Source organism: Alicyclobacillus vulcanalis (assembly GCF_900156755.1).
GTDB classification, from domain to species: domain Bacteria; phylum Bacillota; class Bacilli; order Alicyclobacillales; family Alicyclobacillaceae; genus Alicyclobacillus; species Alicyclobacillus vulcanalis.
In genome coordinates this window covers 14,380-38,271 of sequence record NZ_FTOO01000006.1, presented here as the reverse complement: position 1 = coordinate 38,271, position 23,892 = coordinate 14,380, and the positions used below count along the sequence as shown (strand labels likewise).

Genomic DNA, 23,892 nt, shown 5'->3' with positions numbered 1-23,892 from the left:
CGTGCTGCCCTCTTCATCCCACATGATACAGGGATTAAGGTGTGATGCCTGTGAAAATTGTGACGGTACCAATAGGGAAACTGAAGCCATCGCCCTACAACCCTCGTCTCGACATCAAGCCTGGCGATCCGGTCTACGACAAACTCAAGCGTTCCATCGAGGAGTTCGGCCTTGTTGAGCCCATCGTATGGAACAAGCGCACTGGGCGCGTGGTCGGTGGTCATCAGCGACTTAAGGTGCTGCAGGAGATGGGTGTCGAAGAGACGGAGGTTGTCGTGGTCGATCTCGATGAGACTCGCGAGAAGGCGCTGAATCTCGCGCTCAACAAGATCGAGAACGACTGGGACTTGCCGAAGCTGAAGGACCTGCTCGAGGAACTGGACACGGGCGAGATCGATATTGAGTTGACGGGATTCGACGTCGATGAGATTGAGCGGCTTATGACAGCCTTCCCACCTGACGATACGGACGACATCGAGAGCCAAGTGTGCAAGGAAGGGAAGTTGGTGCGCTGTCCGTATTGCGGGAGTGACTTCGAGGTGACGTGATATGGAACGGAAGAAGCATCCTGGCGGCCGACCTACGAAACTCACGCCCGAACTGCAAAAGAAGATTTGCGACGCAATCCGCGCTGGCGCGTACATCGAGACGGCTGCGGCGTATGCCGGAGTGAATAAGACCACGCTCTACGACTGGCTTAGGAGAGGCGCAAGGAGTAAGTCGGGCATCTATCGAGAGTTTTCCGACGCAATAGAAAAAGCGCTCGCGGAAGCAGAAATGCGAGATTTGCTAATCATCGGAAAGGCTGCAGAGGAAAACTGGCAAGCCGCAGCATGGCGACTCGAACGCAAGTTCCCTGAGCGATGGGGGCGCAAAGACCGCATGACCGTCGACGCGCACCACACAGGCGAGGTCAAGATGCGCGTGGAGTACGTGGCGGAGTGGGGAGCGGACATCGATGGCGGCGAAGGCGAAGACGAGAGAGCCGGAGACTAAGGAGCTGCGGCTCAGGCTCTACACGCCGCACGATGGCCAAAAAGTGCTCCATCGCAGCCAGGCTCGATTTCGAGTGGCGACGTGTGGGCGACGTTGGGGCAAGACCTATGCCTGCGCAAACGAAATCGCGAAGTGGGCGTGGGAGCATCCCAACGCCATGACATGGTGGGTGGCTCCGACGTATCGGCAAACGATGACGGCATTTCGCATTCTGACGAGGAACTTTCGACCCGCTATCGAGTCCGTGTCGCTCACGCACTTGCGACTAACGTGGAAATCGGGAAGCGTGACAGAGTTTCGCTCGACCGAAAACTACGACGCGCTGCGCGGCGAAGGTCTCGACTTTCTCGTGATCGACGAGGCGGCGATGGTACCCAAGGAGGCGTGGGAAGCCGCACTTCGCCCGACGCTCTCAGACAAGAACGGCAGGGCCATCATCGTGTCCACGCCCAAAGGACGCAACTGGTTTTACCACGTCTGGGCGCGCGGTCAGGACCCGGAGTTTCCAGAATGGGCGTCGTTTCGGTTTCCGACGAGCGCGAATCCGTACATCCCGCCGGACGAAATCGAAGAGGCGCGCATGACGCTCCCGGCGGACGTGTTTCGGCAGGAATATGAGGCCGAGTTCTTGGAGGACTCGGCGGGCGTGTTCCGCGGCATCTGCGACTGCATCGCAGGGGAACTGGATGAACCCAAACCTGGGCGACGATACGTGGTCGGATGGGACGTGGCAAAACATCAGGACTTTTCGGTGCTCGTGACGATGGACGTCGAGCGCGGGCACGTGGTCGCCTTTGACCGCTTTAACCAGGTCGATTATGCGCTGCAGCTCGAGCGAGTGCGGACCATGTGCAAAAAGTACAACAACGCGCGATTGCTGATGGACGCGACCGGCGTGGGCGATCCTCTGTTGGAGCAGGTCAAGAGAATGGGCATCCAGGCGGAGGGCTACTCGCTCACGAACACGGCCAAACAACAACTCATCGAGCACCTAGCTGTGAAAATCGAACGGCGGGAAATCACATTTCCTGACATCCCGGTGCTGGTGCATGAGCTGCAGACGTACCAGTACGAAGTCACGCGCGCGGGGAACATCCGATACTCCGCACCCGAGGGTTTTCACGACGACTGTGTGATTGCGTTGGCGTTGGCCGCGTGGTGTTTGCGAGCGGAGTCTGGGTACTCGGGGCTGTGGGAATTCTATCGTTCGCTGAAAGGGGACCGGAACGAATGAGGTCAGACGACATCAAGAATCAGATTGACAAGCTGAAGCAGGAAGTGACGGAACTCAAGGCTGAAATCCACGACCGACTGGAGGCCATCAAGCACTTGTTGGCGGTGTATGACGCGATGGTGGACGAGGAAACGAAGGCAAACGCAAGCGGGCCGAACCCGAGGTGAATGAACGGGCAGGCCCGCTTGTTGTGTTGGCGTTCAGGCTTGCGCGGAAGAAGCGCTGGCCATCCGCTTCTTCTTGCGGTCGGAGCGCCACGCGAAGAATGCGAGGATTGCGAGAATCAGCGCGATGACGCCCCACACCGTCTGGTCATGGTAGGGCGTTGTGGCACCGTCCATGATGCCGAAGATAGCGGCAAGCACAAGGCAGATGGTGGAGACAAGTGGCAAACCGAATGCGAATGCACCGCCGAGCAGGAAAAGAACTGCGACGAGTAAACCCACGGCACCGCCTTGAGCTAGACCCTGCGAGTGCGTGATGGAGCCTCCCAGACTCACGATGAGCGTCTGAAGACCGACGATGACCATAAGGATGAGCGAGATGATGCCGACGGCAATCTTCATGCGCGAATCACCACCTTCCCAACTTTGGTTGATTCGTCCTTATCATACCGCGTGAAAGGAGGTGGCGGAAGTGCCTGTGGAGATCTTCGGGCGACGACTGGGGTACAACGGACCCGACCCGACCTTGGGTGCACCGTTTGCGTCACCGTATTACACGCCGCCTTCGTCGGATGTGTCGGTTGTTGGGCAGATGGGACCGGGAAATCCGGGGACGGACTTCCCACTCGGCGGTGAGCCACGACAGTGGGTGTATCGCGTCGGGTGGAACTTTCCGACGACGCCGGACAGCGACCGACAGGTCGACGGTCGTCTGCTCCGCATGCTCGCGGACGTCACGTTTCTCATTCGCCGTGCGATTGAGATTCGCAAGGCGCAGCTGACGGCGCTCGAGTGGGACATCGTACCGAGTGCAGCTGCGTTGCAAAGCCCCGAGCTCGGGAACACGCAACGGGAGCGGACACGGAACCTGCAGAGGCGATACGGAGCGCTCATCGAGGAGTTGCGCGAGTTTTTCGCGTATCCCGAGGCGTATTACACGACACGGGACGGAAAGCGATGGTACCGCAAAGGCGAGGTCAGCTGGGCGGACTGGCTGAACGCCGTCATCGAAGAGTATTACGTCGGCGACTGGCTCACCATCTGGCCGCAGAAGACGCTCGGCGGGAAGCTCATGGCTCTACGGCGCGTCGACGGCGAGCACATCAAGGTGCTCATTGGCCTCGATGGACGCATCCCGGCACCACCACTTCCCGCGTATCAGGTGTTTGCGTATGGCGCTCCACGCCTGACGTTTACGCAGGACGAGCTATACTACTGGCCAAAGAACGTGCGGAACATTACACCCTACGGGTTTTCGCATGTCGAGCAGTGCATGATCCTCATGCTCCTACTCCTGCGCTACGATCAGTTCAACTTGGCCATGTACAACGAATCAACGCTGCCGCTTGGCATCCTGGAAGCGCCGGAGAACGTGTCGCCTGAGCAGATCAAGGACATCGCGGATTTCTTGAACGGCGCGGTGGCGACGGTGGCAGACAAGATGCGCGTGTATCCCGCACCAAACGGGACCAAGTGGCAACCCATCAAGCCGTTCACTTTTGACCGCACGTTCGCGGACTACGTCATCGACCTCGCGTGTCTTGCCATGGGCGTGACGCGGCAGGAGATGGGCTTTGCACCGTCGGGACAGCACGGGCTTGGCGGTAGCGGGCATGCGAACGCACAGGAAGACCTGGAGTATAGGCGCGGCATCATCCCGCTTGCGAAGTGGCTTGAGGAGAAGATGAACCGCATCATCCGCGACCACTGGGGCACGAATCTCGTGGAGTTCCGGTTCACGGAGCTTGTGTCGGACAGCGTAGCGGAGAAGTACGACGCGAACGACAAGGCCATCCGCAGCGGGCAGGTGAGCCTCGACCAAATCGTCGAGGAGCTTGGCGGTGAGGCTCCTGGATGGGGCCACATGATTGAGACCAAGGCGGGCGTCATCCTGCCGGAACAAAACCTGCTCATCACGGCGTCTGGCATCTACGAGATCAAGCCGCCTGAACCAAACGCGAATCCTCAACAGCCTCAGCAAGCGCAACCCCGACAGACGAACGAACAGCCAGAAGACAAGGACAACGAACAAGAGGACGAGGAACCGCACCAGGCCGAGAAGGCCGCGAAGGCAGCGCCTGTGTTCGGCACGACGTCCACCGAGGATGAGGACGATGAGCGGAAAAAGCACGAGGAAGAGTTGATGGCGGCATTTCTCGTGCTGATGCACCTCAAACGGCAGGGACTGAAGGGGCGAACGTTTGCTCGCTGGACGGACGTCAAGCGCGCGTTCTCGCTCACAGAGGACGAGGTCGCGGCGCTTGCACAGGACATCGCCAAGGCACGCGTCAAGGCGTATCTATCGGCCTATGGCGTGTTGCCGCAGAGTGACTGGGCGAATGCACCCGAGCCCGTCAAACGCGCCGTGGAGCGCATGACGGAACTCGCCGTGCAACATGCGAAGGGTATCGCGGAGACGTGGCGGAAGGACCTCGAACAAGAGGTCGAGAAGCTGCGCGCGCAGGGATTCAAGCCCTCCGACGTGACGGATGCGCTCATCGACTGGATCGAGAGCCGCGAAGGTTGGAAGGGCAAGGAGATTGGCATCACGGAGGTCACGGACGCCATCACGCACGCGCAGAAGGACTGGGCGGACGAGCATCCAGGCGAGACGGTGGACGGGCGCATGCGATGGGTGGCTGTCATGGACGACAACACGTGCGAGCACTGTCGCGCCATGCACGGGCAGATTGTCGACCCGAAAACCGCGAAGCCGCCGATGCACCCGAATTGCCGATGCACATTAGTCCCGGTCGGTCGCAACGGATGAGACCGGGAGGGAGGTGATGAGATGGCCGATGTAGCGGTGACCAGTGACGCACAGGCGTTCGCATACGCCGAAATCCTCAAGGCGGAGAAGCAGGAGGATGGAAGTCTCGTCATCTACGGCAGGCCGTCGAAGGAAGAACTCGACGTCGACCAGCAGATTGCCGACAAGGACTGGCTGAAGCAGGCGTTGCCAGGATGGTTCCAGTGGGGCAACATCCGCGAGATGCACGCGCCGAGCGCGGTCGGGGCAGCGGACAAGCTGGAGTTTGACGAGAACGAGGACCCTTGGATTCGCGCGAGGATTGTCGACCCGGTGGCCATCAAGAAAATCGAGTCGGGCGTATACAAGGGGTTGTCCATCGGCATCAAGCGCCCGGTCATCAAGCGCGACCCGGAGGCACCTGGAGGGCGCATTGTGGGCGGGGAAATCGTCGAAATCAGTGTGGTGGACCGTCCTGCGGTGCCGAGCGCGAAGTTCGACGTGGTCAAGAAGATGGCCGGGGCGCAGGACGAATGGCTCGACTGCCAGACGGGCTTTGTGCTGAAGTCCGCAGAAGGTGAGGGGCCGTTCGACGAGGACGGCAACCCCATCTTGCAGCCGGGGCATCCACGGGACGCGGACGAGCCGCCCATCAACGAGATGCTGAACGACTCGGACGAACCGGTCGTGCTGACGCAGGACAGCCACAGTGTGACGGTGCAGGTGGGTCGAAAGATCTACCGCATGCCGTGGGACATGGACGAGGAAGGGAACATCATCATCGGCGAACCGCAGGACGTGACGCCGTGGGAAGACGCACAGGAGGAGGTGAAACAGGTGGAAGGCGACGTGGACAAGGCCATGTGGTCCACGGAGTACATCAACGACCTGCCAGACTCGTCCTTTGCGTACATAGAGCCTGGCGGAAAAAAGGACGAGGAAGGTAAGACGACGCCGCGGTCGTTGCGCCACCTGCCGTACAAGGACAAGGACGGCAAGATTGACCCGGCGCATGTGCGAAACGCACTGGCCCGTCTCGACCAAACGGATATTTCGGACGAGGCGAAGGCCGAAGCACGCCGCAAGCTCATCGCTGCGGCGAAGGAGGTGGGCATCGAAGTGAGCGAGGAGAAGAACAAGGAGACCGAAAAGGCGACCGGTCTCAACGTGGACGACCTCATCAAGGCGGCGGCAAGCGAGGCCGTGAAAGCCGCGATGGACGTCGCGAACGGTCAGAAGGTCTTGTGCCAGCAGTGCAAGAAGACCGTGACCATCACGAAGAGCCTTGATGGAACCGAACTCACAGGAGGTGTGCGCGTGAAGGGCGTCGCGGACTGTGGGCATACGGTCCACAAGTTCGTGAAGGACGAGCTCATCAAGGCCGACAAAACTGAAAAGAAAGGCGACAAGGAAGACGAAAAGAAGCCCGACGAGAAGTCGGAGGGCAAAGGCGACGAGAAGAAGCCGGAGAGGAGCACAGAGCCGGATGAGGAGAAGGCCGCACCTCCGCAAGACGAGCCCGTGAAGGAACCTGATGGGCGCGACGAGGACCCGGACAAGAAACGCCAGGACGACGAGATTGAAAAGCGCGTTCGGGCGGTCTTGGTCAAAATGGGCATCCTGAAGGACGCAAATCCTGAGGACACCGCTCGTGCGGAGGCGACGAGCCAGAAGCTCATCCGTGACCTGCGCGACGCGCACAAGGCGCTTGGCGACCGGATCGAGGAATGCGCCATGGCGCTCGGTGGGGATAGCGCAGGGAAGGCCGCAAATCCGGCTGGCGGACCGTCTCGCGTCGAAGGGGCTGACCCGCGCGAGATGATTGCGGCGCTCAAGAAAGAGGTTCGCCGCCTCATGGACATGATTGAGGACGGCGAGCGCGAGATGGGCCACAGTGATAGGGAGCCCACGAAACCGAACCTCGGCGATGACCCGGTGCCACCGGCGAGCAAACCGAAAGGCGACGGCAACATCAACTTCACGGAAGGCGACTTCAAGGCCGTCGTCGCGGACGTGGTGAAGTCCATGATGGCGGACCACGCCAAGGCCGCGGGAGCTACGTCTTCGATGGACCCTGTGGACCTCGGTAAGGCCGTGGGCGAGGTTGTGAAAGGTGTGCTCGAGCCGCTTGTCCAGCGTCTGGACCGTGTGGAGCACATGGCACAACCGAACCCGTTTGTGTTCGAGGCCGAGAAGTTCTTCGCCATGAATGGGGACGCCACGTCATCGCGCGCGGATGCGTTGAAGAACGTCCAAGAGGAGATGCGCAAGCTGAACCCCAAAGACCAAGAGCGCGTGTTGGCGGCAGCCATCGCAAAGGCTCGCGGTTGGGCGTAATGCGAACGGCATCTCGCGTGAACGAAGACCGCTAAGACCACGCCTGAGAGGCAATGACGCCTGGACGTGGTGCGGGTAGACGCCTTGCAAGCTAAGACATCTATCCACACTGCGAAAGGGGTATTGAACATGGCATACACACCTTACGGGAGCCTTGGTGCGGAGATGCAGGAAGTCGTCGCCGCGCTCAAAGGCTTTTTTGCTACGAATCCGCAACCCTCGAACCTCGACAAGGACGTGATGGCCGACCTAATGAAGTTCGGCATCTCGTCTGGCATGCAGCCTTATGACCTGGCCGAGTATGCGGTGTTTCTGCAGCCGACGTTCTCGCCACTTCGGAACCGCATTCCACGCCTGCGCCGTCGGGGCAAGAACTTCCAGCACAAAGCAGTGACGAACGTTGATACGAACAACGTCTCGGGCATTGCCGTGGAAGGTCAGCTGGCACCCGCCATTAAGACGCAGTTCGCGGACGTGACGACCTACTTCACGTCGTATGGCGTGTCGAGCGACCCGGTGACGATGGAGCAGTTGTTCGCGGGCGAAGGCCCGTCCGGCGAGTTCAACATCGACAGTAGGGCGGTAGCCGTTGAATTGGTGGCGGCCTAATGCGGCGACGCATTAGTGAAAACCTCGCTGTATCGGTAGACACCCTGGTAGAGTTATAATTTTGCTAGGGCAATACCGAGGCAACCTCCATTCACTGTGATGGAGGGGTCCGTAGAGACTGAACGCGAGGGATCTCGATGTGATGTACAGAAAGAACAACATAGACTGGTCGCGAGTGATTGAAGATTACGAATCCACTGGGTCGATTGTAGAAGTCGCCAAGATGTACGGGTGCTCAAATGGTACTGTCCACTACCATTTGCGAAAAATGGGGTATAAACTTCCACCGAAGAAGGGCAGAAAAGTCCCTGAAGATAGACGAGCCAAATTGGCCGAGATCAATCGGCGACCGGAGAAGAGGGAAGCAGCAAGGCGCGGAGGAATTAAGGCGTTAAAACGCGTCCAAGAATCTAACACATGGGAACCTACGCCGATTGAGAAAAAATTAACAGACGCTCTTGTTGCAAGAGGGATATCCCATCGTACACAGTGGACAATTGGACGATACGTAGTGGATGTGCTTCTCGAGGAGTATCCCGTCATCATAGAAGCGGACGGTCTACATCATCGACTGCCAAGTGGAATTAAACGTGACAGAGAACGTGACCAGTATTTAACGTTTGAGTGAACACCTGTACCAGAGATGGTCGGATCCCGCATACCGAGAGAAGATGCGGGCTATTATGGCCGAAGTCAATAGACGACCCGAAAAGAGGGCTGCTTCGGCTAAAGCATGGCAAACAAGACGTAAAAACATCGAGATCATGATACAGTCCGAACTGCATGGTAACATGCAGAGCGCGGCAGAAATGACCGCGCCACAATGCGATACGTGATGAAACCCACTATCGCATTGGGGTAACAGATTGCGCCAACCTACTGAAAGCCATGTTCATCAAAGAGGAGCGCCTGATGCTGGGCGGGCTCGGTTCGCAGCAGCAGGTGTACACGGTCAACAACGCACCCGTGAACGGTCTTACGCTCACAATTGGCGGTGCGATGGGAAATGCGCCTGCGGGCGGCACGCTTACGGCGAGCACGACGGGCGGGACCATCCCGGCTTCGACCACGGTGTATGGCGTGTACACGGCGATTTCGGCGTTCGCCATCCCGACGGGCATGCCGACGAACCAAGGCTTCATCCCGTACAACCAGACGACCGCTGGGCAGTCGCTGCCGAACACGTCGTCGCTTAGCGTGACGACCTCGTCTTCGGGCGGGACGAACAGCCTCGTGTTTACGCCGCCGAACTACACCGGCCCTGTGCCTGTGCTCGCCTGGGCGTTGTACCTCGGCACGAGCGCGAATGGCCCGTTCTACTTCGCGGGTGCGACGACGGGCGCGCCGCTCACGGTGACGAGTGTGCCAACGAGCGGTCTGCAACCGCCGACAACGGACAACAGCGCGTCGGTGGGGACGGGACCGAACGGCCTCAATGGCTCGTTCAACGGCATCTTGGCGTGGCTATTCGCGCAGGGTTCGGGTGCTACGATTCAGCCCGTGAACGGCGCGCTTACGCTGAATGCGGTCAACACGGCGTTCAGCAATGCGTTCACGAACGCGTTCGCGAACCCGGACCATCTGTACTGCTCGGCGCACGACATCCAGACGCTCACGAACCTGCTGATTGGCAACAACACCGGTCAGCCGTACTGGTTCGCCGCGAACCAGGGCGATGCGCAGGGGCAGATGACGGCGAACTTCCGCGTGTCCCGTTATCTGAACCCGGTCACGTCGAAGATCATCCCGGTCGACGTGCACGCGTACCTGCCACAGGGCATCATGCTTGGCCTGACGGAGGAACTGCCCGACTGGTACGTGGGCAACAACGTGCCGGATGTCGTGGTCTGGGTTGGCTCGATGGACTACCTGGAGATCGACTACCAGCCCATCTCGACGAACCCGACGTGGATTTCGGAGATTCGCTGCTTTGGCGGCCTGCACATGTTCCTGCCGTCGCAGCACCTCGCCATCACGGGTATCTCCGCGTAATCGCATAGCATATCCGACGCAGACGAGACGCCTTGGCTTCAGCTGAGGCGTCTCTTTGCGTTTGTGGACAGGGAGGCGAACGACACGATGGGCAATCACCCGATGGAGCCTGTGCAATTGGCCATCGAGGACAAGAACTGCTGGGGCGTGACCTCGCCCGACGGAAAGGTCCGATACGACGCGAAGGACCACGTGGTCGAGGTCCCGCGCGCGGAGGCGGAGCGTCTACTGGGTACAGGCCATCCCATGATTTCGACGTACCGCAAGTACTGGGGTGGCGTGAACATGAAGGAACTCGAGGAAAGAGCAAAGCAGTGGGAAAGGATGCGTGAATCATGGCCTACTACAAGCACCCGGTAATCGACGGGGACGGAGAGATGTCCATCACCATGCCGGATGGCACCGTCAAGACCATCCCGATTGTGGAGGGCGTGGTGGATTGGCCGGACGGCGTGCCGGTGCACAGCCGATTCGAGCCTGCGCCTGAGCCGGAAGCGATGCGCGAACTGAAGCGCAAGCAGAAGGAAGAGGAGCTGCGCAGGCTGGCCGCGGAACTCGGCGTCACGGTGCAGTTTGCGAACGATGGTAGCGATGCCGAACCAAAACGCATGACCAAGGGACGGACGGCCACCACGAAGGCAGATGAGTGACCATGCGGTCCTATACGACGGCGCAGGAGTTTATGCTGCACCCGACGGGCGTCAACATCACGACCATTGTGCCGAACGGAACGGCTGGGCAGGACACGTCGGAGTTGACGTTGCTCATCCAGATGGCCTCGTCGGCCATCGACCAGTGGTGCTTTCAGCCGCTGTACGCGCATGAGCGGACGGAGACTGCACATGTCCGACCGAAGACCATCGGCTTGGAAGTGCGACTGAGCCACTTTCCTGTGCAGCAGGTGGTGTCGGCGCAGTGGCGGCAAACGGCGATGGACTCGTGGCACACGATCAACACGCAGGCCGTGGACCTGTTTGGGGAGCTTGGGAGCGGGCACAAGTACATCGCGTATGACTTCCCGTATGGCGCGAGCTACGGCTGGGGACAGCCACCGCTCACGGTGCAGACGACGTATGTCGCGGGCTATGCAAACATGCAGCTGACGCAGCCCGTGAGTGCGGGTGCCACGTCCATCACCGTGGACGCGACGCTCGGCGTCAATCCAAACGACGTCCTCAAACTGTACGACGGGACACAGTACGAAGAGGCGACCGTAGCGAGCGTGAATGGCAATGTCATTTCGCTTGTGTCGCCGTTGCAGTATGCGCATAACGCGGGCGTGCGCGTGTCCGAGTTGCCTGATGCGGTGACGACGGCATGCATCCTGTACACCGCGTACCTCATCAAGGAGCGGCGCGCGGGCTCAAGCATCATGATGAATGGCCGCGTGCAGCCGATGAACGTAGTGGTGTCGGAAGACATGCAGCTGGTGCGCGAGCTCCTGTGGCCCTTCAGGCGGGTGATTTGACGTGTTCCTGAAGATTGAAATCGACGACCAAGTGACCGAGCGTATCCAGTTCATGGCCGACACCGTGGGGAACGTGATGCAGGACCTGGTCGAGCAGACGGCGGAGACGCTGACGCCGTTTTTGAAGCAGAACGCGCCGGTCGGGCAGCACTATCGGTTCGATGGGACGATGCTTCCTGGAGGCCAGCTTCGCGATAGCCTGCGGTTCGAGATAGGGATGTACGGCGCGCGCTTGCTCGGGGCGAAGCAAGGTATCTACGTCATCGGCGGGACGAGGCCGCATCCCATCTTCCCACGGCGTGCAAAGGCCCTGGCGTTCTTCTGGCCGAAAGTCGGCCACGGCGTCGTTTTCGGTCGCGTCAATCATCCCGGGACGAAGCCAAATGACTTCCGAGAGGCGGCACTTCAGCAGGCCGTCGACGAGATGGCCTTGCAGCAGGTGTTTGAGCGCGTCATCAACGGCTGGATCACAGGAAGCGGGGTGTAGGCGTCATGGGGCGCATCGACCAACAACTCGCGACCTACGAGTTCTTCGGCGGCTACTCCACCTCGCTCTCGGCCAGCGAAAAGGCGGGCGTCAACCAAATCACGACGAGTGGTGCGCTGCCGCAAGGCGCAGCACTGCTTGACGTTGGCACGGCGAGCGAAGTGGTGCAGGTCGTAAACTGCATCCCTTCTGGCGGCGGCCAGTACGTGAGCACGCTCGCAAGCCCGACGACCTACGCGCATACGTCGGGATGTTCGGTGGCACCGCTCAGCACGAGCCCGTCCAGCGTGTTTCCGTTCGTGCAGACGGTGGTCATGGGCGAGCCTATCACGGCAGAGGACTATCAGCAGCCGTTGCTTTTCATCCTGACGCCGCGGTCGCAGGAACGCCGCCAGTTCGCGCAGGAAAAGCTCATCACATACACCATCACGGCGGTGCTGACGTCGGTCGTCCCAGGGACGCCTTCTGGGGACATCGGAGAGGTCGCCATCAACACGTTTTACGGCTGGATGGACCAGATTGCCGACCGAATCCGAACAAACAAGATCCTGCAGACGGCGAGCTATCCACAAGGGGCGGCCATCAAGTTTGGCGAGAACTTCACGGTCGAGGAAACACACGAGCGTGTGGAAGACGCGGTGTGGCTCGTGGCGAGGTTCAACATCGAGTCGGTCGAGCAGGTACACGCATAAGGGAGCGTGAGGACATGCGCGTGAAGTACGAGGGCGGCCATCCGGTGCTGCTCATGTACGAGGGGAAGGTGTGGAAGTTCGAGCCGGGAGACGAGCTCGACCTTCCGTTCGTGCCAGAGCATCCCGGATTCAAGGCCGTGAAGATTGCCTCAGCGGATGACAAGGCAAAGAAAGGGGAGTAAGCGATGCCGGCAAAACTGACGTCGCTCAGCTATCTGGGGCTTGGCGTGGAATCGACCTTGGGCACGCCGGTCGCACCCACCGGGTTTGTCCCGATTCGCTCGTTTAAGCCGCAGGACAACCCGAAGTACGTGGCAGACGACGGGAAGCGCGGACAGGCCGTCGACCTGTTCGGCGAATACCTCTCCGTCATTTCGAGCGAGTATGAGATGGACGGCTATGCGTATCCATCGTCGTTTGGCAACTTTCTGGCCGCCATCTTCGGCCAGGACACCGTCACGGGTAGTGCTGCTCCGTATACGCACACGTTTGTGCCGCAGGCGACGGTGCCAAGCTACACCATCTCCGACTACTACGTCGCTGGCTATCGTCAGTGGGCAGGTGCCAAGTGCGACAAGCTGTCCATCAAGTTTACGCCGGATGCAGGGCTCAGCTACACGGCACATTTCATCGGCTTTCCGTCGGTGACGGGCACCGCACCGAGCTCGCAGACGTTTGGTGTGAACCCGTACTTCCTCGGCTGGGAAGCGTCGTTGAGCTTGAACGGAAGCGCGGACGCGACGCTCCGGTCCGTATCCATCGACCTGGAACGGAAGGGGTCCAATGCGCTGTTTTCGGCGCAGAACAGCCAAAAGCCGTGGGACATCTTCGTGGGGCCGTTTGGCGCGACGTGGGACCTGGAGTTTTACATGACCGCGGACACAGAGTACGTGTTGGCACTGACGCAACAGCCGGTACCCGTCATCCTCACGATTTCGCAGCCGGGAACAGGTGCGCAGCTGGTGTTCCAGTCGAGCGCGGTGCAGTTCACGAAGCCGACGATTGACCGTGGCGACGAGTATGTCGGGGTGTCGCTCACGGGAAGCGCCATCTACAACGCGACGGACGGCTCGGTCATGCTCGCAAAGCTGATCAACAGCGTGAGCACGGCCTATACGACGCAGGCGGCTAGCTAATGTCACAACCCAAATCGAACGGGAGGGAAAGTATGCGGCTGGAACTGAACGACTTGCAGACAGGTGCCTATGCGATGGTGCGCGACAAGGCTCCCTGGGGCTTGCTCAAGCGCGTAGCGAAGTATGTGGGCAACAACGAACCGGATGCAGATGAACAGGACGCGTTGTTTGCCGAGATTCTCTCGCGCATGGTGACAGAATGGAACGTCAAGGACGAGGATGGCAACGACGTGCCTATCCCATCCAAGGCGACCGCAGAACAACTCGACCTTGTCGATGGACAGATCATCATGCGCATCATCAACCACGTGCGGAACGTGCTGGCTGGGGTGAACACGGACCCAAACTCCGAGACCGCCTCGTCGACGTCCTGACGGGGAAGCTCGACCTGCGAACGGAACAGGCGCAGGAGAACGTGGCGCTGCAAGAGATGGTACGTGAGTACAACGAGTTTCGGCTGTGCCGGGAGATGGGCCTGACACCTCGGGAACTTGAGGACATCGACGGCGAGACCGTGCAACGGTGGCTCATCTATCTATCGGCTGAAGCGATAGCGCGCGAGCGGATGGCAGAACGCGCGCGGCGAAGGGGTGGTGAGTGAACATGGGCGAAGTCGTACCGTATGACTTAAAGATGACCATCTTGGCCGACGACCAGGCGAGCAAGGAACTTAAGGCGATTGCCGCGTCTCTCGACACGCTGAAAAAAGCCTTGGCCTCGCTCAATGACTTCAACCCGTTCGCCGACCTGGAGGATACGGCTGCCGCGCTTTCGGACGCCGTGCGCGCGCTGTCGGACGACTTTGACGCTCTGAAGGCCGTGATGGATGGCATCGTTGAATCATCCAAAGGGATTCAGGACCTGGCCAAGGACCTCGCGACGGCCCAGAAGGAAGGCCAGGGCTTACGCGATACGTTGCAAGGGGTTAAAGACGCCGCAGATGGCGTAGGCAACCCATTCCGCGAGTGGCAGACGGGCGCGGAAAGCACCGACTCGGAACTGAACGACGTCAAGGAATCCGTGGAGTCCATCCGAGACACGGCATCGAAGGACCCGTTTGCGGGATGGTCCGGGGCGTTAGCGGGCGTGCAGACGGAACTTGCCGCGATTGCGGACGAGCTGCGTGCGATCACCGACATGGCAAAAAGCAGCGTGCTCGCGGACTTCACGAAGTCGGTGACAGCAGCGAGCACAGCCTCGAAGAAGCGTTCGTCTGAGGTTGTGAACCTGCCGAACCTGACGCCGGAAGAGGCGGAGAAGTGGTTCCTCGGCTTGCAAGAGGATAAGCTCCCAAGCGCCCTCAAGGAAGACTATCAGGCGGCGATGGAAGCCTACATGGGATGGGGCAAGACGTCGCCAGAAGAACGCGACTTGCAGGCACCACAGGCGTTCTATGAGCAGTTCCAGAAGTTCGCGCAGTGGCAGGCGGCGCAACAGCAGGCGCAGTCCGCTCCTGCGGAAGAAAAGGCACAGCCTGAGGAACTGCCAACTCCGGCATGGGCGAAGGGCGCAACGGAAATCAACAGCATGCTGAGCGAACTGCCGATGCGTGCCCTGACGTATGGCATGAACGCGATGATGGGCTACTACGGCATCCAGTCCATCGCGAACTCGACGAACAATCTGCAGGCCATCCAAGAGATGATGCAGCTGAACAACCAGACGGTGAACGAGGCCGCGCAGTCCTATGCGATGCTCGCAAGCATGGGCATGACGGGGACAAGCGGCGTGCAGTTTCTTCAGAACCTCATGGGCAACCTGCAGAAGGAGTTCACGCCGGAAGTCGGCTCAGGTGCACTGTCCCAACAAGCCATCATCCTGCAGAGCTTGGGCATCACCCGCCAAGCACTCACGACAAGCCCTTGGGAGCTTTTGAACACCATCGGCGTGCGGTATCGGCAGTTGCTGGCGCAGGGTCGTGGGCAACAAGCATCGGAGCTCCTGAACCTCACCGATACAAGCCAGCTTGCGCCGATGCTTGCGAACTGGAACACGCTGCAGAAGCAGACGTCTGGCATCAACCTGAACATGACACCGCAGCAGCTGAACTCGGCCGTGCAGCAGAACCTCACGCTGCAAGCGAGCCTGCAGAAGCTCTCGCTGGCGTTCACGCAGCTTGCCGTCGCCCTAGCGCCGTTGGTGGAGAAAATCACAAAGGCGCTCACGGACGTGGCAAACGCCATCACCCAGTCGAAGAACCCGTTCCAGGCGATGGGGAACATCGTGAACGCCGTGGTGAAGGACCTCGGCGCACTGCCAGCGGCCATCCTCGGGGCGATTGCGGCGCTCAAAGCCGCGTCGTTTGCGGCAGACGTAATGTCTGGTGCTGGACTCATCGGCGAAGTTGGAAAGGGCATGTCTGTCGGCAAACTCGTCGGTAAGTCCGGGCGCGGCATCTTCAACCTGCTGAGTCGTGGCGGTGAAAAGGGTGCCGTGGCGCTTGGAGGTGAAGCTGCGGCAACGGGCGCTGAAGCTGCAGTGGCCGGAGCGGCGCAATCTGTGAGCTTACTGAGTCGTCTAAGTAGCGTGTTGTCCTCACTGGCTGCACCTCTCACGCGCCTTGGAGGACTCTTCAGTTCGCTGATGGACGGACTGGCCGCTGTGGCAGCGCCATTAGCTGACGTCGCTGAGGTCGTCGGTGGCGCACTTCTTGCGGCATTTTCCGCCATTGATGCGCCTATTCTGGCCGTGGTTGCCGCGATGGCCGCAGTCGGCGTAGGCATCTACGAGCTTGTGACACACTGGAAGCAGATAGGTCCAGCGATGGACAAAGCTTGGGGGGCAGTGAAAGGATGGGTAGATAAAGCCTACGAAACGCTGTCAAAATGGGCGGATAACGCGAAGAGCACGCTCCAGACATGGGCGGACAATGCTTGGGAGCGAATTCGCACTTGGGCTAATGACACAAAGGGTACACTCCAAACATGGTCAGAAGAAACATGGCAAAAGTTCATGACGTGGAAAGACAATCTCGTCGGATGGGCGGGAGGTCTCTGGGACGATGTAAAGAAAGACTTCGATACCTGGTCCTCAAACCTCCACACGTGGGCATCTGGTTTATGGGGGAAGGTGTCTAAGGACTGGGATAACTTTCGCTCCAATCTCGCAACATGGGTAGATAACCTGTGGGGAAAAGTCAAGAGTGATTGGGACGGATTTCAGCAAAGCCTCGGTGGATGGGTATCAAACCTCTGGAATAACGTCGTAAACGATTGGAACTCGTTTCAGACGAGTTTGGGAAACTTCGTATCTGGTCTCTGGAACAACACGGTGAAGGACTGGAATGCCTTCACGTCCTCGGTTGGCAAGTGGGCTTCTGCATTATGGAACGGAGCTAAAGGTGGCTTTGATTCATTCGTTTCTAACCTGCAAACTTGGGCAGGCGGCCTCTGGGGTGCCGTATCTGGCGCGTTCCAGGACATTAAGCAGGGATTCCAGCAGTGGGTTTCTGACTTAGGTGCGACATGGCAAGCGGTAAAGAACTTCTTTACAGGCGGTGGACCTTCAACGCCGCTACCAAACTTGAAGGGCAACTCCACCGCACAGGAAATCTGGAACTATCTGCGGTCACAAGGTCTGACGCCAAGTGCAGCCGCAGGCGTCATGGGCAACCTCATGCAAGAGTCGAGCCTGAACCCGACTGCGGTGAATTCATCGAGCGGCGCGTTTGGCATTGCACAGTGGCTTGGGCCGCGGTACACCGAACTCGTGCAGTATGCGAGCAAGAATCACACGTCCGCGAGCAATCTTGCCGCTCAGCTTGGGTTCCTGTGGTCCGAGATTCAATCCGGCCAGTACGTCAACATCTCAAAACTGAATTCCATGAATCCCGCACAAGCTGCGGTCTACTTCGAGGAGAACTACGAAAAAGCGGGTTCTGGAGCCGCCTTAGCGAATCGCGAAAACTACGCCGAAGCCATCTACCGTGCGTTCGCATCCTCGACTGGCACGCATCTCATCTACGGGCCGTTCACGACATCGGAACTGCCGTCGTCTGAAAAGACCACTTCGAAGAAATCGACCACATCGGAGGAAACGAAGAAGGTCTCCGAAGCGGCCTCGACTGCGCAGAAATCGCTCGATACCTATGCCAAGACGGTACAGACGACGGGGACCACCTCCACAACGGCAGCGAAGTACGTAACGCAAGCGTCCTCGCAATCTGAAACAACCGTGAAGAACTGGTCCACCAACCAGGTGACACAGTTCAAGACGTGGTCGACAAACACCGAGAAGGAGATCGGAACCTGGGCCACGCAGGTTGAGAAGACGCTAAGCAGTGCGCTGAATGTGCTCCTTGGGACATTCGAGAAGTGGTCGTCTTCCGTGGAGAAGGCCCTGGAGGGTTGGAGTGCGCAGACGGAAAACATCTTCAGCCAGTGGGTACAGCATGTGCAGTCGGAAATTGCACAGCTTGTGGCACAGGCTCAGGCAGCAGCGTATGCAGCCGCAGCTGCATCCGCGGCTTCTGCATCGTCTGCCTCCGGTAGCGTTAAAAAGGGCACATCCGTTCCCAAGCTCGCATCCGGTGGTCTTGTGACCTCACCCACGCTTGCACTCATCGGCGAGGCGGGGCCGGAGATGGTACTACCGCTAAACGAGTACCCGGTCAATCCTGGTGCCATTGGAAGGCTGGGGGCTGGAGGCGCAGGTGGAAGCGGAGCGCTTACCATCAACGTGAACGTCAATGGGCCTCAGCTGACCGACTCGTCAACAGCCCGAAAACTCGCGCAGGTGGTGGCAAACGAACTGGTGCAGAATCTCAAGCGGCGCGGGAACTTCGACTGGACATGAAGGGAGGGCGCGAAGCATGCGCCCTCACCGGAGGCTGATGTAGACGCCGTAGTTGTTGCCATCAAAGTCGCTGAAGTACCACGTGAACCCGGATACACCCGAGGGAAGCGCCTGATAGGTCAGCGTGTCCTGAACGCTCTCGCCAGGATTGATGTTTCCGTACAAAGCTGACGTTGACGGATCAGTATTTCCATCGTAATCTGCGTCATCTACGAGTTTTATACCCTGGCCGCCAGCTGCTAGGGAACTGAATTGAAAAACGCTAAGACCATCTTGCCCAAGCTTCGAACCGTCATTTGCCACGGTTACGTTCAGAACTGTCCCGCTGGATGTCGCGTCCACGCTCTGAAGGGTGATGACCGTGCCATCGCTCGCTTGGAACGTAAACGGCAACTGACTCACGCTGACCTTTTGCGTAGCACCAGAAGCAGTGGAGAGCAGATACTGCGGGGACGATAGGCTCAGTGTATTGTGCGACCAAGACGGGGACATGCCAGCGGACTGCAAGGCCTGCTCGACGCTGTTGAGGGCCACGTACGTGGTCTTGCCGTAGGTCAGAGTCGGGGACGTCGCCACCTTGTTGCCGTTGACGGAGATGGCCGCTGGAGCGCCTATCACGGCCTTCACTACCGTCGTACCGGCATACGCCACTGCGCCGCTGAACATCGTGCCTGCTGCAAATGCTGCTACATAACCTGCGATTCTTTTCACGCGCATCAACCTCCTTCGCTAGCAAGGATACCACAATTTTCTGCACACAGAGTTGCAGGTGATGCACATTGGGTGTCGACATCCAAATCGAAGGCGTGTCGTACATCGGAGGCATGAACCAGTATGGTTCCTGGTGGGTCGAACTGGACTCCGTGGAGATTGACCAGGACATCGGCGTGCAGCAGACGACAGCCCGGTTCGACGTGTACATCCGGGGCACGTATCAGAACGGTGTGTGGTACTGGCCGATCGCTCGGCCCAAGGCGGGGCAGGAAGTCGTGTTCCTGAATGCGAACGGAGAACGTGAGTTCGGTGGCATCCTGCAAAACCCCGAAGAAGAAGAACTCGAGCCGAACCTGATGGTCTACCACTGCAACTGCTCTGATTACACCCAATGGTTCGACCGCCATCTCGTGAACGCCACGTATCAAGAGGGCATCACGGTTCAGCAACTCATCGCGGACATCGTTGCGCAGTACGTCAACACGCCGGGAAACACGCGCACATTCACGACGAACAACGTGCAGCAGTTCCCGCAGATTCCGCTTCCGATCTTGCAGTTCGTGTACATCCCGCCGTCACAGGTGGTCTCACAGTTGGCCGACATGACGGGCTGGGGTTGGTACATCGACTTCTATCGTGACGTGAATTTCTATCAGACGGAGTTCTTCACTTCTCCGCTCACGAATAACACGCTCAATGCCGACGACCTCATTGAGAACCCTGCGCTCGCACCGTCACAACTCGCGGAGTGGGTGGACCTGCAGCTGAGCGAGGACACAAGCCAGATCAAGAACGTCGTGTACATCACGGGTATCTACGTCGCTCAACAGCAACTCTATACCGAGAGCTTCACGGGCGATGGGAACACGACGGTCTTCACGCTCGGCTATCAGCCGCCAAACGATGTGAGTAACATCACGGTAAGCGTCAACGGCGTCCAGCAGCAGATCGCACTCGATCTAATCGATGGAACGCCAGGCGGACCCACCGAGCCGAACACCGTGTACGTCAATTTCTCGCAGCAGACCATTCGATTCGGGACAGCGCCTGCCAATGGTGCGGTCATCAAGGTCACGTACTATCCCATGACACAGACGGTGGTTGGGGTGTCCGACCCGCAATCGCAGGCGTACATGGCCTCCATCGACGGCACGGACGGGATCTACATGTACAACCGCATGGATCCGTCCCTATCAGCGGAATTGCCCACGCTCGCACAAGAGCGCGCGCAGATGACGCTCAACAAGTACGCGATGCCCATCATCCAGGGCCAGTTTTGCTCCTATGTGGGCGGATGGCGCGTGGGGCAGTACTTCACGTTCCGCTCTCAGCGGCGCATGCAAGGGGATTACGACGGGAAGACGTTCTACGTCACTCGCATTCAGCGGAAGATCATCCAAGTCGAGCCCGGCGGGGACTGGGTGTTTGAGACGACGGTCAACTTCTCGTCGATTCCGTTTGAGATTTGAGGATGGTGGGACTTGTGCCGCTTCACGACAGTGTATTTTACCAAATCATGCAATCCACCCTGAACCGCGCGTACCCGTCCGGGCTGCCGTCGAATCAGGTATTGACGCAGTTCGCGATGCCCTATGACAACATGAACCTGCAAGACGTCATCGAGGCAACGCTGGTGCAGGCCGGGTATCCGTATGGGTGGGGCGAGTACGTGGCTACGAACGGGCCTGGCACATACTCTCTCACCGAGCCGTATGGCCTGTGCTGGCTCCTACGGCTGGACGCGCAGAAGCCCATCAACACCTCGGTATCGCTGTCGGTGGCTGTCGGGAGCGGCAGCATGACGCCTATCACGCGGTTGGATCCGGCGCAGACGTTGGTCTATGCGCCAGACCTCTTTTCTTGGTCCAAAACCGTTCCACTGGGACGTGTGCAATCTGGCGTCATGACAGTACCTTCAAGATGGCCCGATCCGAATGCCGTGTGGATGGGGCCAGTCGCGAACGCGAACGTATCCGCGCCGGTTGGCGAGTGGCTCCTGCAGAAGTGGGTATGGTTCCCGTCGAACGGGACGTACACGGTCTATCTTGCGGGCGACAGCGTGGCGAACCTGTTCATCGATGGCGCGCCTGTCGTGCAGTACGCCACAGTGACCATGCCAGGGTCAGGGACGGCCTATCTGAACGAAGGCTGGCACCTCGTCTCCATCTCGTGCATCAACCAAGGCGCGACACCAAGCCCGACAGGCGTCGTGCTGTCCATCCAGGATAGCTCCGGCACCATCATCGAGAACGGCTCCTATCACCCCGTCGTCGGCACGCAGTGGCAGACGAGCGGGTACATCAACCCCGTGTGGACTACGGTCACGACGGAGGACGACATGCGGTACTCGTGGTGGGTGATACCTGGCTCGCAAATCACAAGCCAAAACGTGCAGCTTCAGGTGAGCGTCACGTCAAACAGCAGCGGGCAATCCCCACAGGTGAATGGCATCTGGTGGTACACAGTCGCGCCGTGGAACTGGGACTACGGAGGTCAGTATGACTTGACCAGCATGGCACCTGCGCCTGCAACGTCAGCGCCTGTGCAACTCTCGGAGGTGGTGGTCAGATGAGTGGAGCGAGCAGAAGCGGACTTGGCATTAAGGGTGAGGTCCGCGTCATTCGCATGGACGCGCATGGTCGCGTGCTGTCCGATGAGACGTATCACAACACCGCAACAGACTGGGCGCGTGCGGTGCTGGCTCAACTCATCCTGACCACGCCGAATCAGGAGTCGGGGTCGGTACTCACCAGCAGGCCGCTCTACATCTCGCTTGGAACAGGGACAGGCACAGCAAGCCATACCGACCTCGCGATGTTCGCAGAGGTCTACAACACGCGCCGGGCGTTCTCGTATTCGAGCCCGTTCCAGGGCTTTGCGGCGCAGATGACGGTTGCGTACCAGACGACGGACCCAAGCGGCACTTACACCGAGGCGGGGCTTTGGGACGCCAACGTGACGACGACAACGCTCGCGAGTGCGGTCACAGCAGGCGCTAAGTCCATCACGCTGGCGAATGGCATGCCAGCACTGTACGGCTCGACGGTCCCCGGCCAGTACAACACGCTCTACATCAACGACAGTGCAAACCCGGAGTATGCGAGCATCGCACAGACGGTATCCGCAGGCGCGACGACGCTTACGCTTCAGAACGGTCTCCAGTACGCGCATGCGTCGGGGACGCAGGTGGTGCTCTTTAGCGGGAATCTATGGGGCCACGTGACGTTTCCGCAGGCGGTGACGAAGGGACAAGGCGAGCAGCTTGTGATTCAGTGGACGGTTTATCTGCAGGCGGTATGAGGATGGAGGTGATAACGCGTGTCGAACTCTCTGCAGCCAGTGCAAAAGGGTGGTCTTCCTAAATCATCGGACATCAATCAGGTCATCGGCTTTCTGAATGGGACTGTGGACATCGGCTACGTCCAACTCCCCGGCCCCACAAACCCGCCATCAAGTGCGCCAACTGTGGCGACCAACGGCATCGCAGGCTCGGGCAACATCAACAACACCGAGTGGTATGCCGTCACGTTTGTGACTGGTGTCATGGCATCCAACGGTGTCATGCAAGTCACAGGGGAAACGCCCATCGGGCCTGTGAGCTCCGCCGTCACCGCGCAAAATCAGTCTATCTTGCTTAGTAATATTCCCGTTGGGCCGAGCACCGTCATCGCACGCCGAATCTATCGCTCGCCAGCGCTTCCGAATCCGAGTTCAGCGTTGAATTTGTCGACCGTCTCGAACTCCAGTTCAACGCTCGCGGCCACGACGTACTACGTGAACTACGCGCTAATGAATTCGCAAGGCACGACCACACCGGGCTCGTCTGAGGCTAGCATCACGATCTCGACCGCCAACGCCTATGCCATCACGTTCTCCGTCACGCTGCCAAACGGTGCGACGGGCATCCTCGTCGGCATGGGCACGTCAAGCGGAGGAGAAGGTCAATACGCACAAATCAGCAGCTCAGGCACCGTCACGTATGTGGGCGGAAACTCGGCGGGCGTGTCGGCCTCGGTGAGTGGTTCGACCCTCACCGTGACCATCACCAAGCCGCCATCGTCCACGTCGACCGCCATGCCGTCGTCGAACACGGCGAACACGAACAATTACAGACTTGTGGCAACCATCAGCGATAACGTAACGACGACGTATCTGGACAACATCCCAGACGCGAGCCTCGGCCAAACTGCGCCGACCACCAACACTACGGGCAGCTATTGGGTGTATCCGAACCTGACATCGTTTCCTTCAACGGCTGTTGTTGGTCAAATCGCCATGGTGAGCGGCGCAATGTACTTCTACGATGGTACGCAATGGAACCAGTTAGCGCCGTCGTGGCAACAACTCATACAGGCGGCTTTTATCTTGATGTGAGGTGAGAGACGTGGCATATAGCGTGATCAATATGCAGGGTACAGTGACGAGTGGGAATATTTCTCCCACTATAAATGGTAGTCTTGGATCTGGTTCATTAACGACTACAGGCAACTACTATTTTTATTGTTCTTTTTCAAACGGAT

General features: G+C 59.1%; 25 protein-coding genes. 23 read left to right on the top strand and 2 right to left on the bottom strand.

Features of this window, described 5'->3' with window-relative positions; all coding sequences use genetic code 11:
* The first annotated feature begins 50 nt into the window (after positions 1–50).
* From BW934_RS08050 to BW934_RS14975, 4 genes are read left to right on the top strand one after another with little or no spacing between them, the layout of a single operon-like run.
* Entirely contained in the window at positions 51–548 is a 498-nt protein-coding gene (locus BW934_RS08050) for a ParB N-terminal domain-containing protein (protein ID WP_076346923.1), read from the top strand.
* 1 nt (position 549) lies between these two features.
* Positions 550–996: a hypothetical protein gene (locus BW934_RS08045; protein WP_076346921.1), complete on the top strand. Its 447-nt coding sequence runs from the start codon at positions 550–552 to the stop codon at positions 994–996.
* The gene (locus tag BW934_RS08040; protein WP_076346919.1) at positions 959–2,230 is read left to right on the top strand and encodes a terminase large subunit domain-containing protein; all 1,272 of its coding nucleotides are present in this window, start codon (positions 959–961) and stop codon (positions 2,228–2,230) included. Before BW934_RS08045 ends, BW934_RS08040 begins: the two co-directional genes overlap by 38 nt.
* Positions 2,227–2,397, top strand: a complete 171-nt coding sequence (locus tag BW934_RS14975) for a hypothetical protein (RefSeq protein ID WP_159437306.1) — start codon at positions 2,227–2,229, stop codon at positions 2,395–2,397. Before BW934_RS08040 ends, BW934_RS14975 begins: the two co-directional genes overlap by 4 nt.
* Positions 2,398–2,430: 33 nt before the next feature.
* Here the strand turns inward: BW934_RS14975 and BW934_RS08035 are convergent, their stop codons facing one another.
* Positions 2,431–2,796, bottom strand: coding sequence for a hypothetical protein (locus BW934_RS08035; protein ID WP_076346917.1), 366 nt, complete (start codon positions 2,794–2,796; stop codon positions 2,431–2,433).
* Positions 2,797–2,866: 70 nt separating this feature from the next.
* On the opposite strand from BW934_RS08035, the gene BW934_RS08030 reads away from it, so the two are divergent.
* From BW934_RS08030 to BW934_RS07965, 15 genes are all read left to right on the top strand, one after another.
* The gene (locus BW934_RS08030; protein WP_076346915.1) at positions 2,867–5,164 is read left to right on the top strand and encodes a phage portal protein; all 2,298 of its coding nucleotides are present in this window, start codon (positions 2,867–2,869) and stop codon (positions 5,162–5,164) included.
* A gap of 21 nt (positions 5,165–5,185) precedes the next feature.
* Positions 5,186–7,480 carry an HK97 family phage prohead protease gene (locus tag BW934_RS08025; RefSeq protein ID WP_076346913.1) on the top strand — a complete coding sequence of 765 codons (2,295 nt, stop codon included), beginning with the start codon at positions 5,186–5,188 and terminating at the stop codon, positions 7,478–7,480.
* Positions 7,481–7,609: 129 nt separating this feature from the next.
* On the top strand, positions 7,610–8,089 hold the full coding sequence (locus BW934_RS08020) for a hypothetical protein (protein ID WP_076346911.1): 480 nt from the start codon (positions 7,610–7,612) through the stop codon (positions 8,087–8,089).
* A gap of 142 nt (positions 8,090–8,231) precedes the next feature.
* Positions 8,232–8,717, top strand: a complete 486-nt coding sequence (locus tag BW934_RS15470) for an endonuclease domain-containing protein (RefSeq protein WP_076346909.1) — start codon at positions 8,232–8,234, stop codon at positions 8,715–8,717.
* A gap of 284 nt (positions 8,718–9,001) precedes the next feature.
* Positions 9,002–10,081 (top strand): hypothetical protein, encoded by a 1,080-nt coding sequence (locus BW934_RS08010; RefSeq protein ID WP_076346907.1) that lies wholly within the window; start codon positions 9,002–9,004, stop codon positions 10,079–10,081.
* 87 nt (positions 10,082–10,168) lie between these two features.
* Positions 10,169–10,441 (top strand): hypothetical protein, encoded by a 273-nt coding sequence (locus tag BW934_RS08005; RefSeq protein ID WP_143232590.1) that lies wholly within the window; start codon positions 10,169–10,171, stop codon positions 10,439–10,441.
* Complete coding sequence (locus BW934_RS08000) at positions 10,417–10,731, top strand: hypothetical protein (protein ID WP_076346903.1); 315 nt, start codon at positions 10,417–10,419, stop codon at positions 10,729–10,731. Before BW934_RS08005 ends, BW934_RS08000 begins: the two co-directional genes overlap by 25 nt.
* Entirely contained in the window at positions 10,728–11,549 is an 822-nt protein-coding gene (locus BW934_RS07995) for a hypothetical protein (RefSeq protein ID WP_143232589.1), read from the top strand. Before BW934_RS08000 ends, BW934_RS07995 begins: the two co-directional genes overlap by 4 nt.
* A gap of 1 nt (position 11,550) precedes the next feature.
* The gene (locus BW934_RS07990) at positions 11,551–12,036 is read left to right on the top strand and encodes a hypothetical protein (protein ID WP_076346899.1); all 486 of its coding nucleotides are present in this window, start codon (positions 11,551–11,553) and stop codon (positions 12,034–12,036) included.
* A gap of 5 nt (positions 12,037–12,041) precedes the next feature.
* Positions 12,042–12,728: a hypothetical protein gene (locus tag BW934_RS07985; protein WP_076346897.1), complete on the top strand. Its 687-nt coding sequence runs from the start codon at positions 12,042–12,044 to the stop codon at positions 12,726–12,728.
* 14 nt (positions 12,729–12,742) lie between these two features.
* The gene (locus tag BW934_RS14970) at positions 12,743–12,910 is read left to right on the top strand and encodes a hypothetical protein (RefSeq protein ID WP_159437305.1); all 168 of its coding nucleotides are present in this window, start codon (positions 12,743–12,745) and stop codon (positions 12,908–12,910) included.
* Positions 12,911–12,913: 3 nt separating this feature from the next.
* Complete coding sequence (locus tag BW934_RS07980) at positions 12,914–13,864, top strand: phage tail tube protein (RefSeq protein ID WP_076346895.1); 951 nt, start codon at positions 12,914–12,916, stop codon at positions 13,862–13,864.
* A gap of 32 nt (positions 13,865–13,896) precedes the next feature.
* Positions 13,897–14,238, top strand: a complete 342-nt coding sequence (locus tag BW934_RS07975; protein ID WP_076346893.1) for a hypothetical protein — start codon at positions 13,897–13,899, stop codon at positions 14,236–14,238.
* 41 nt (positions 14,239–14,279) lie between these two features.
* A complete protein-coding gene (locus BW934_RS07970; RefSeq protein ID WP_076346891.1) occupies positions 14,280–14,465 on the top strand; it encodes a hypothetical protein in 186 nt (61 codons plus the stop codon).
* Between the two features lie 41 nt (positions 14,466–14,506).
* Positions 14,507–18,658, top strand: a complete 4,152-nt coding sequence (locus BW934_RS07965; RefSeq protein ID WP_159437304.1) for a phage tail tip lysozyme — start codon at positions 14,507–14,509, stop codon at positions 18,656–18,658.
* 24 nt (positions 18,659–18,682) lie between these two features.
* Here the strand turns inward: BW934_RS07965 and BW934_RS07960 are convergent, their stop codons facing one another.
* Positions 18,683–19,369, bottom strand: coding sequence for a hypothetical protein (locus tag BW934_RS07960; RefSeq protein ID WP_076346887.1), 687 nt, complete (start codon positions 19,367–19,369; stop codon positions 18,683–18,685).
* A gap of 68 nt (positions 19,370–19,437) precedes the next feature.
* Here BW934_RS07960 and BW934_RS07955 point away from each other — a divergent pair, with 68 nt between their 5' ends.
* From BW934_RS07955 to BW934_RS07940, 4 genes are read left to right on the top strand one after another with little or no spacing between them, the layout of a single operon-like run.
* Positions 19,438–20,841, top strand: coding sequence for a hypothetical protein (locus BW934_RS07955; RefSeq protein ID WP_076346885.1), 1,404 nt, complete (start codon positions 19,438–19,440; stop codon positions 20,839–20,841).
* 2 nt (positions 20,842–20,843) lie between these two features.
* Complete coding sequence (locus tag BW934_RS07950) at positions 20,844–21,944, top strand: hypothetical protein (RefSeq protein ID WP_143232587.1); 1,101 nt, start codon at positions 20,844–20,846, stop codon at positions 21,942–21,944.
* Entirely contained in the window at positions 21,941–22,672 is a 732-nt protein-coding gene (locus tag BW934_RS07945; RefSeq protein ID WP_076346881.1) for a hypothetical protein, read from the top strand. Before BW934_RS07950 ends, BW934_RS07945 begins: the two co-directional genes overlap by 4 nt.
* Positions 22,673–22,690: 18 nt before the next feature.
* A complete protein-coding gene (locus BW934_RS07940; protein ID WP_076346879.1) occupies positions 22,691–23,746 on the top strand; it encodes a hypothetical protein in 1,056 nt (351 codons plus the stop codon).
* The last annotated feature ends 146 nt before the right edge of the window (positions 23,747–23,892 follow it).

Bases quoted from the DNA above. Each gene is read 5' to 3' on its own strand.
- BW934_RS08005 (WP_143232590.1), top strand. From the start codon at position 10,169: ATGGGCAATCACCCGATGGAGCCTGTGCAATTGGCCATCGAGGACAAG.
- BW934_RS08020 (WP_076346911.1), top strand. From the start codon at position 7,610: ATGGCATACACACCTTACGGGAGCCTTGGTGCGGAGATGCAGGAAGTC.
- BW934_RS07975 (WP_076346893.1), top strand. From the start codon at position 13,897: ATGCGGCTGGAACTGAACGACTTGCAGACAGGTGCCTATGCGATGGTG.
- BW934_RS08010 (WP_076346907.1), top strand. From the start codon at position 9,002: ATGCTGGGCGGGCTCGGTTCGCAGCAGCAGGTGTACACGGTCAACAAC.
- BW934_RS08040 (WP_076346919.1), top strand. From the start codon at position 959: ATGGCGGCGAAGGCGAAGACGAGAGAGCCGGAGACTAAGGAGCTGCGG.
- BW934_RS14970 (WP_159437305.1), top strand. From the start codon at position 12,743: ATGCGCGTGAAGTACGAGGGCGGCCATCCGGTGCTGCTCATGTACGAG.
- BW934_RS07945 (WP_076346881.1), top strand. From the start codon at position 21,941: ATGAGTGGAGCGAGCAGAAGCGGACTTGGCATTAAGGGTGAGGTCCGC.
- BW934_RS08000 (WP_076346903.1), top strand. From the start codon at position 10,417: ATGGCCTACTACAAGCACCCGGTAATCGACGGGGACGGAGAGATGTCC.
- BW934_RS08025 (WP_076346913.1), top strand. From the start codon at position 5,186: ATGGCCGATGTAGCGGTGACCAGTGACGCACAGGCGTTCGCATACGCC.
- BW934_RS08045 (WP_076346921.1), top strand. From the start codon at position 550: ATGGAACGGAAGAAGCATCCTGGCGGCCGACCTACGAAACTCACGCCC.
- BW934_RS14975 (WP_159437306.1), top strand. From the start codon at position 2,227: ATGAGGTCAGACGACATCAAGAATCAGATTGACAAGCTGAAGCAGGAA.
- BW934_RS07985 (WP_076346897.1), top strand. From the start codon at position 12,042: ATGGGGCGCATCGACCAACAACTCGCGACCTACGAGTTCTTCGGCGGC.
- BW934_RS07980 (WP_076346895.1), top strand. From the start codon at position 12,914: ATGCCGGCAAAACTGACGTCGCTCAGCTATCTGGGGCTTGGCGTGGAA.
- BW934_RS07950 (WP_143232587.1), top strand. From the start codon at position 20,844: ATGGTGGGACTTGTGCCGCTTCACGACAGTGTATTTTACCAAATCATG.
- BW934_RS08035 (WP_076346917.1), bottom strand. From the start codon at position 2,796: ATGAAGATTGCCGTCGGCATCATCTCGCTCATCCTTATGGTCATCGTC.
- BW934_RS15470 (WP_076346909.1), top strand. From the start codon at position 8,232: ATGTACAGAAAGAACAACATAGACTGGTCGCGAGTGATTGAAGATTAC.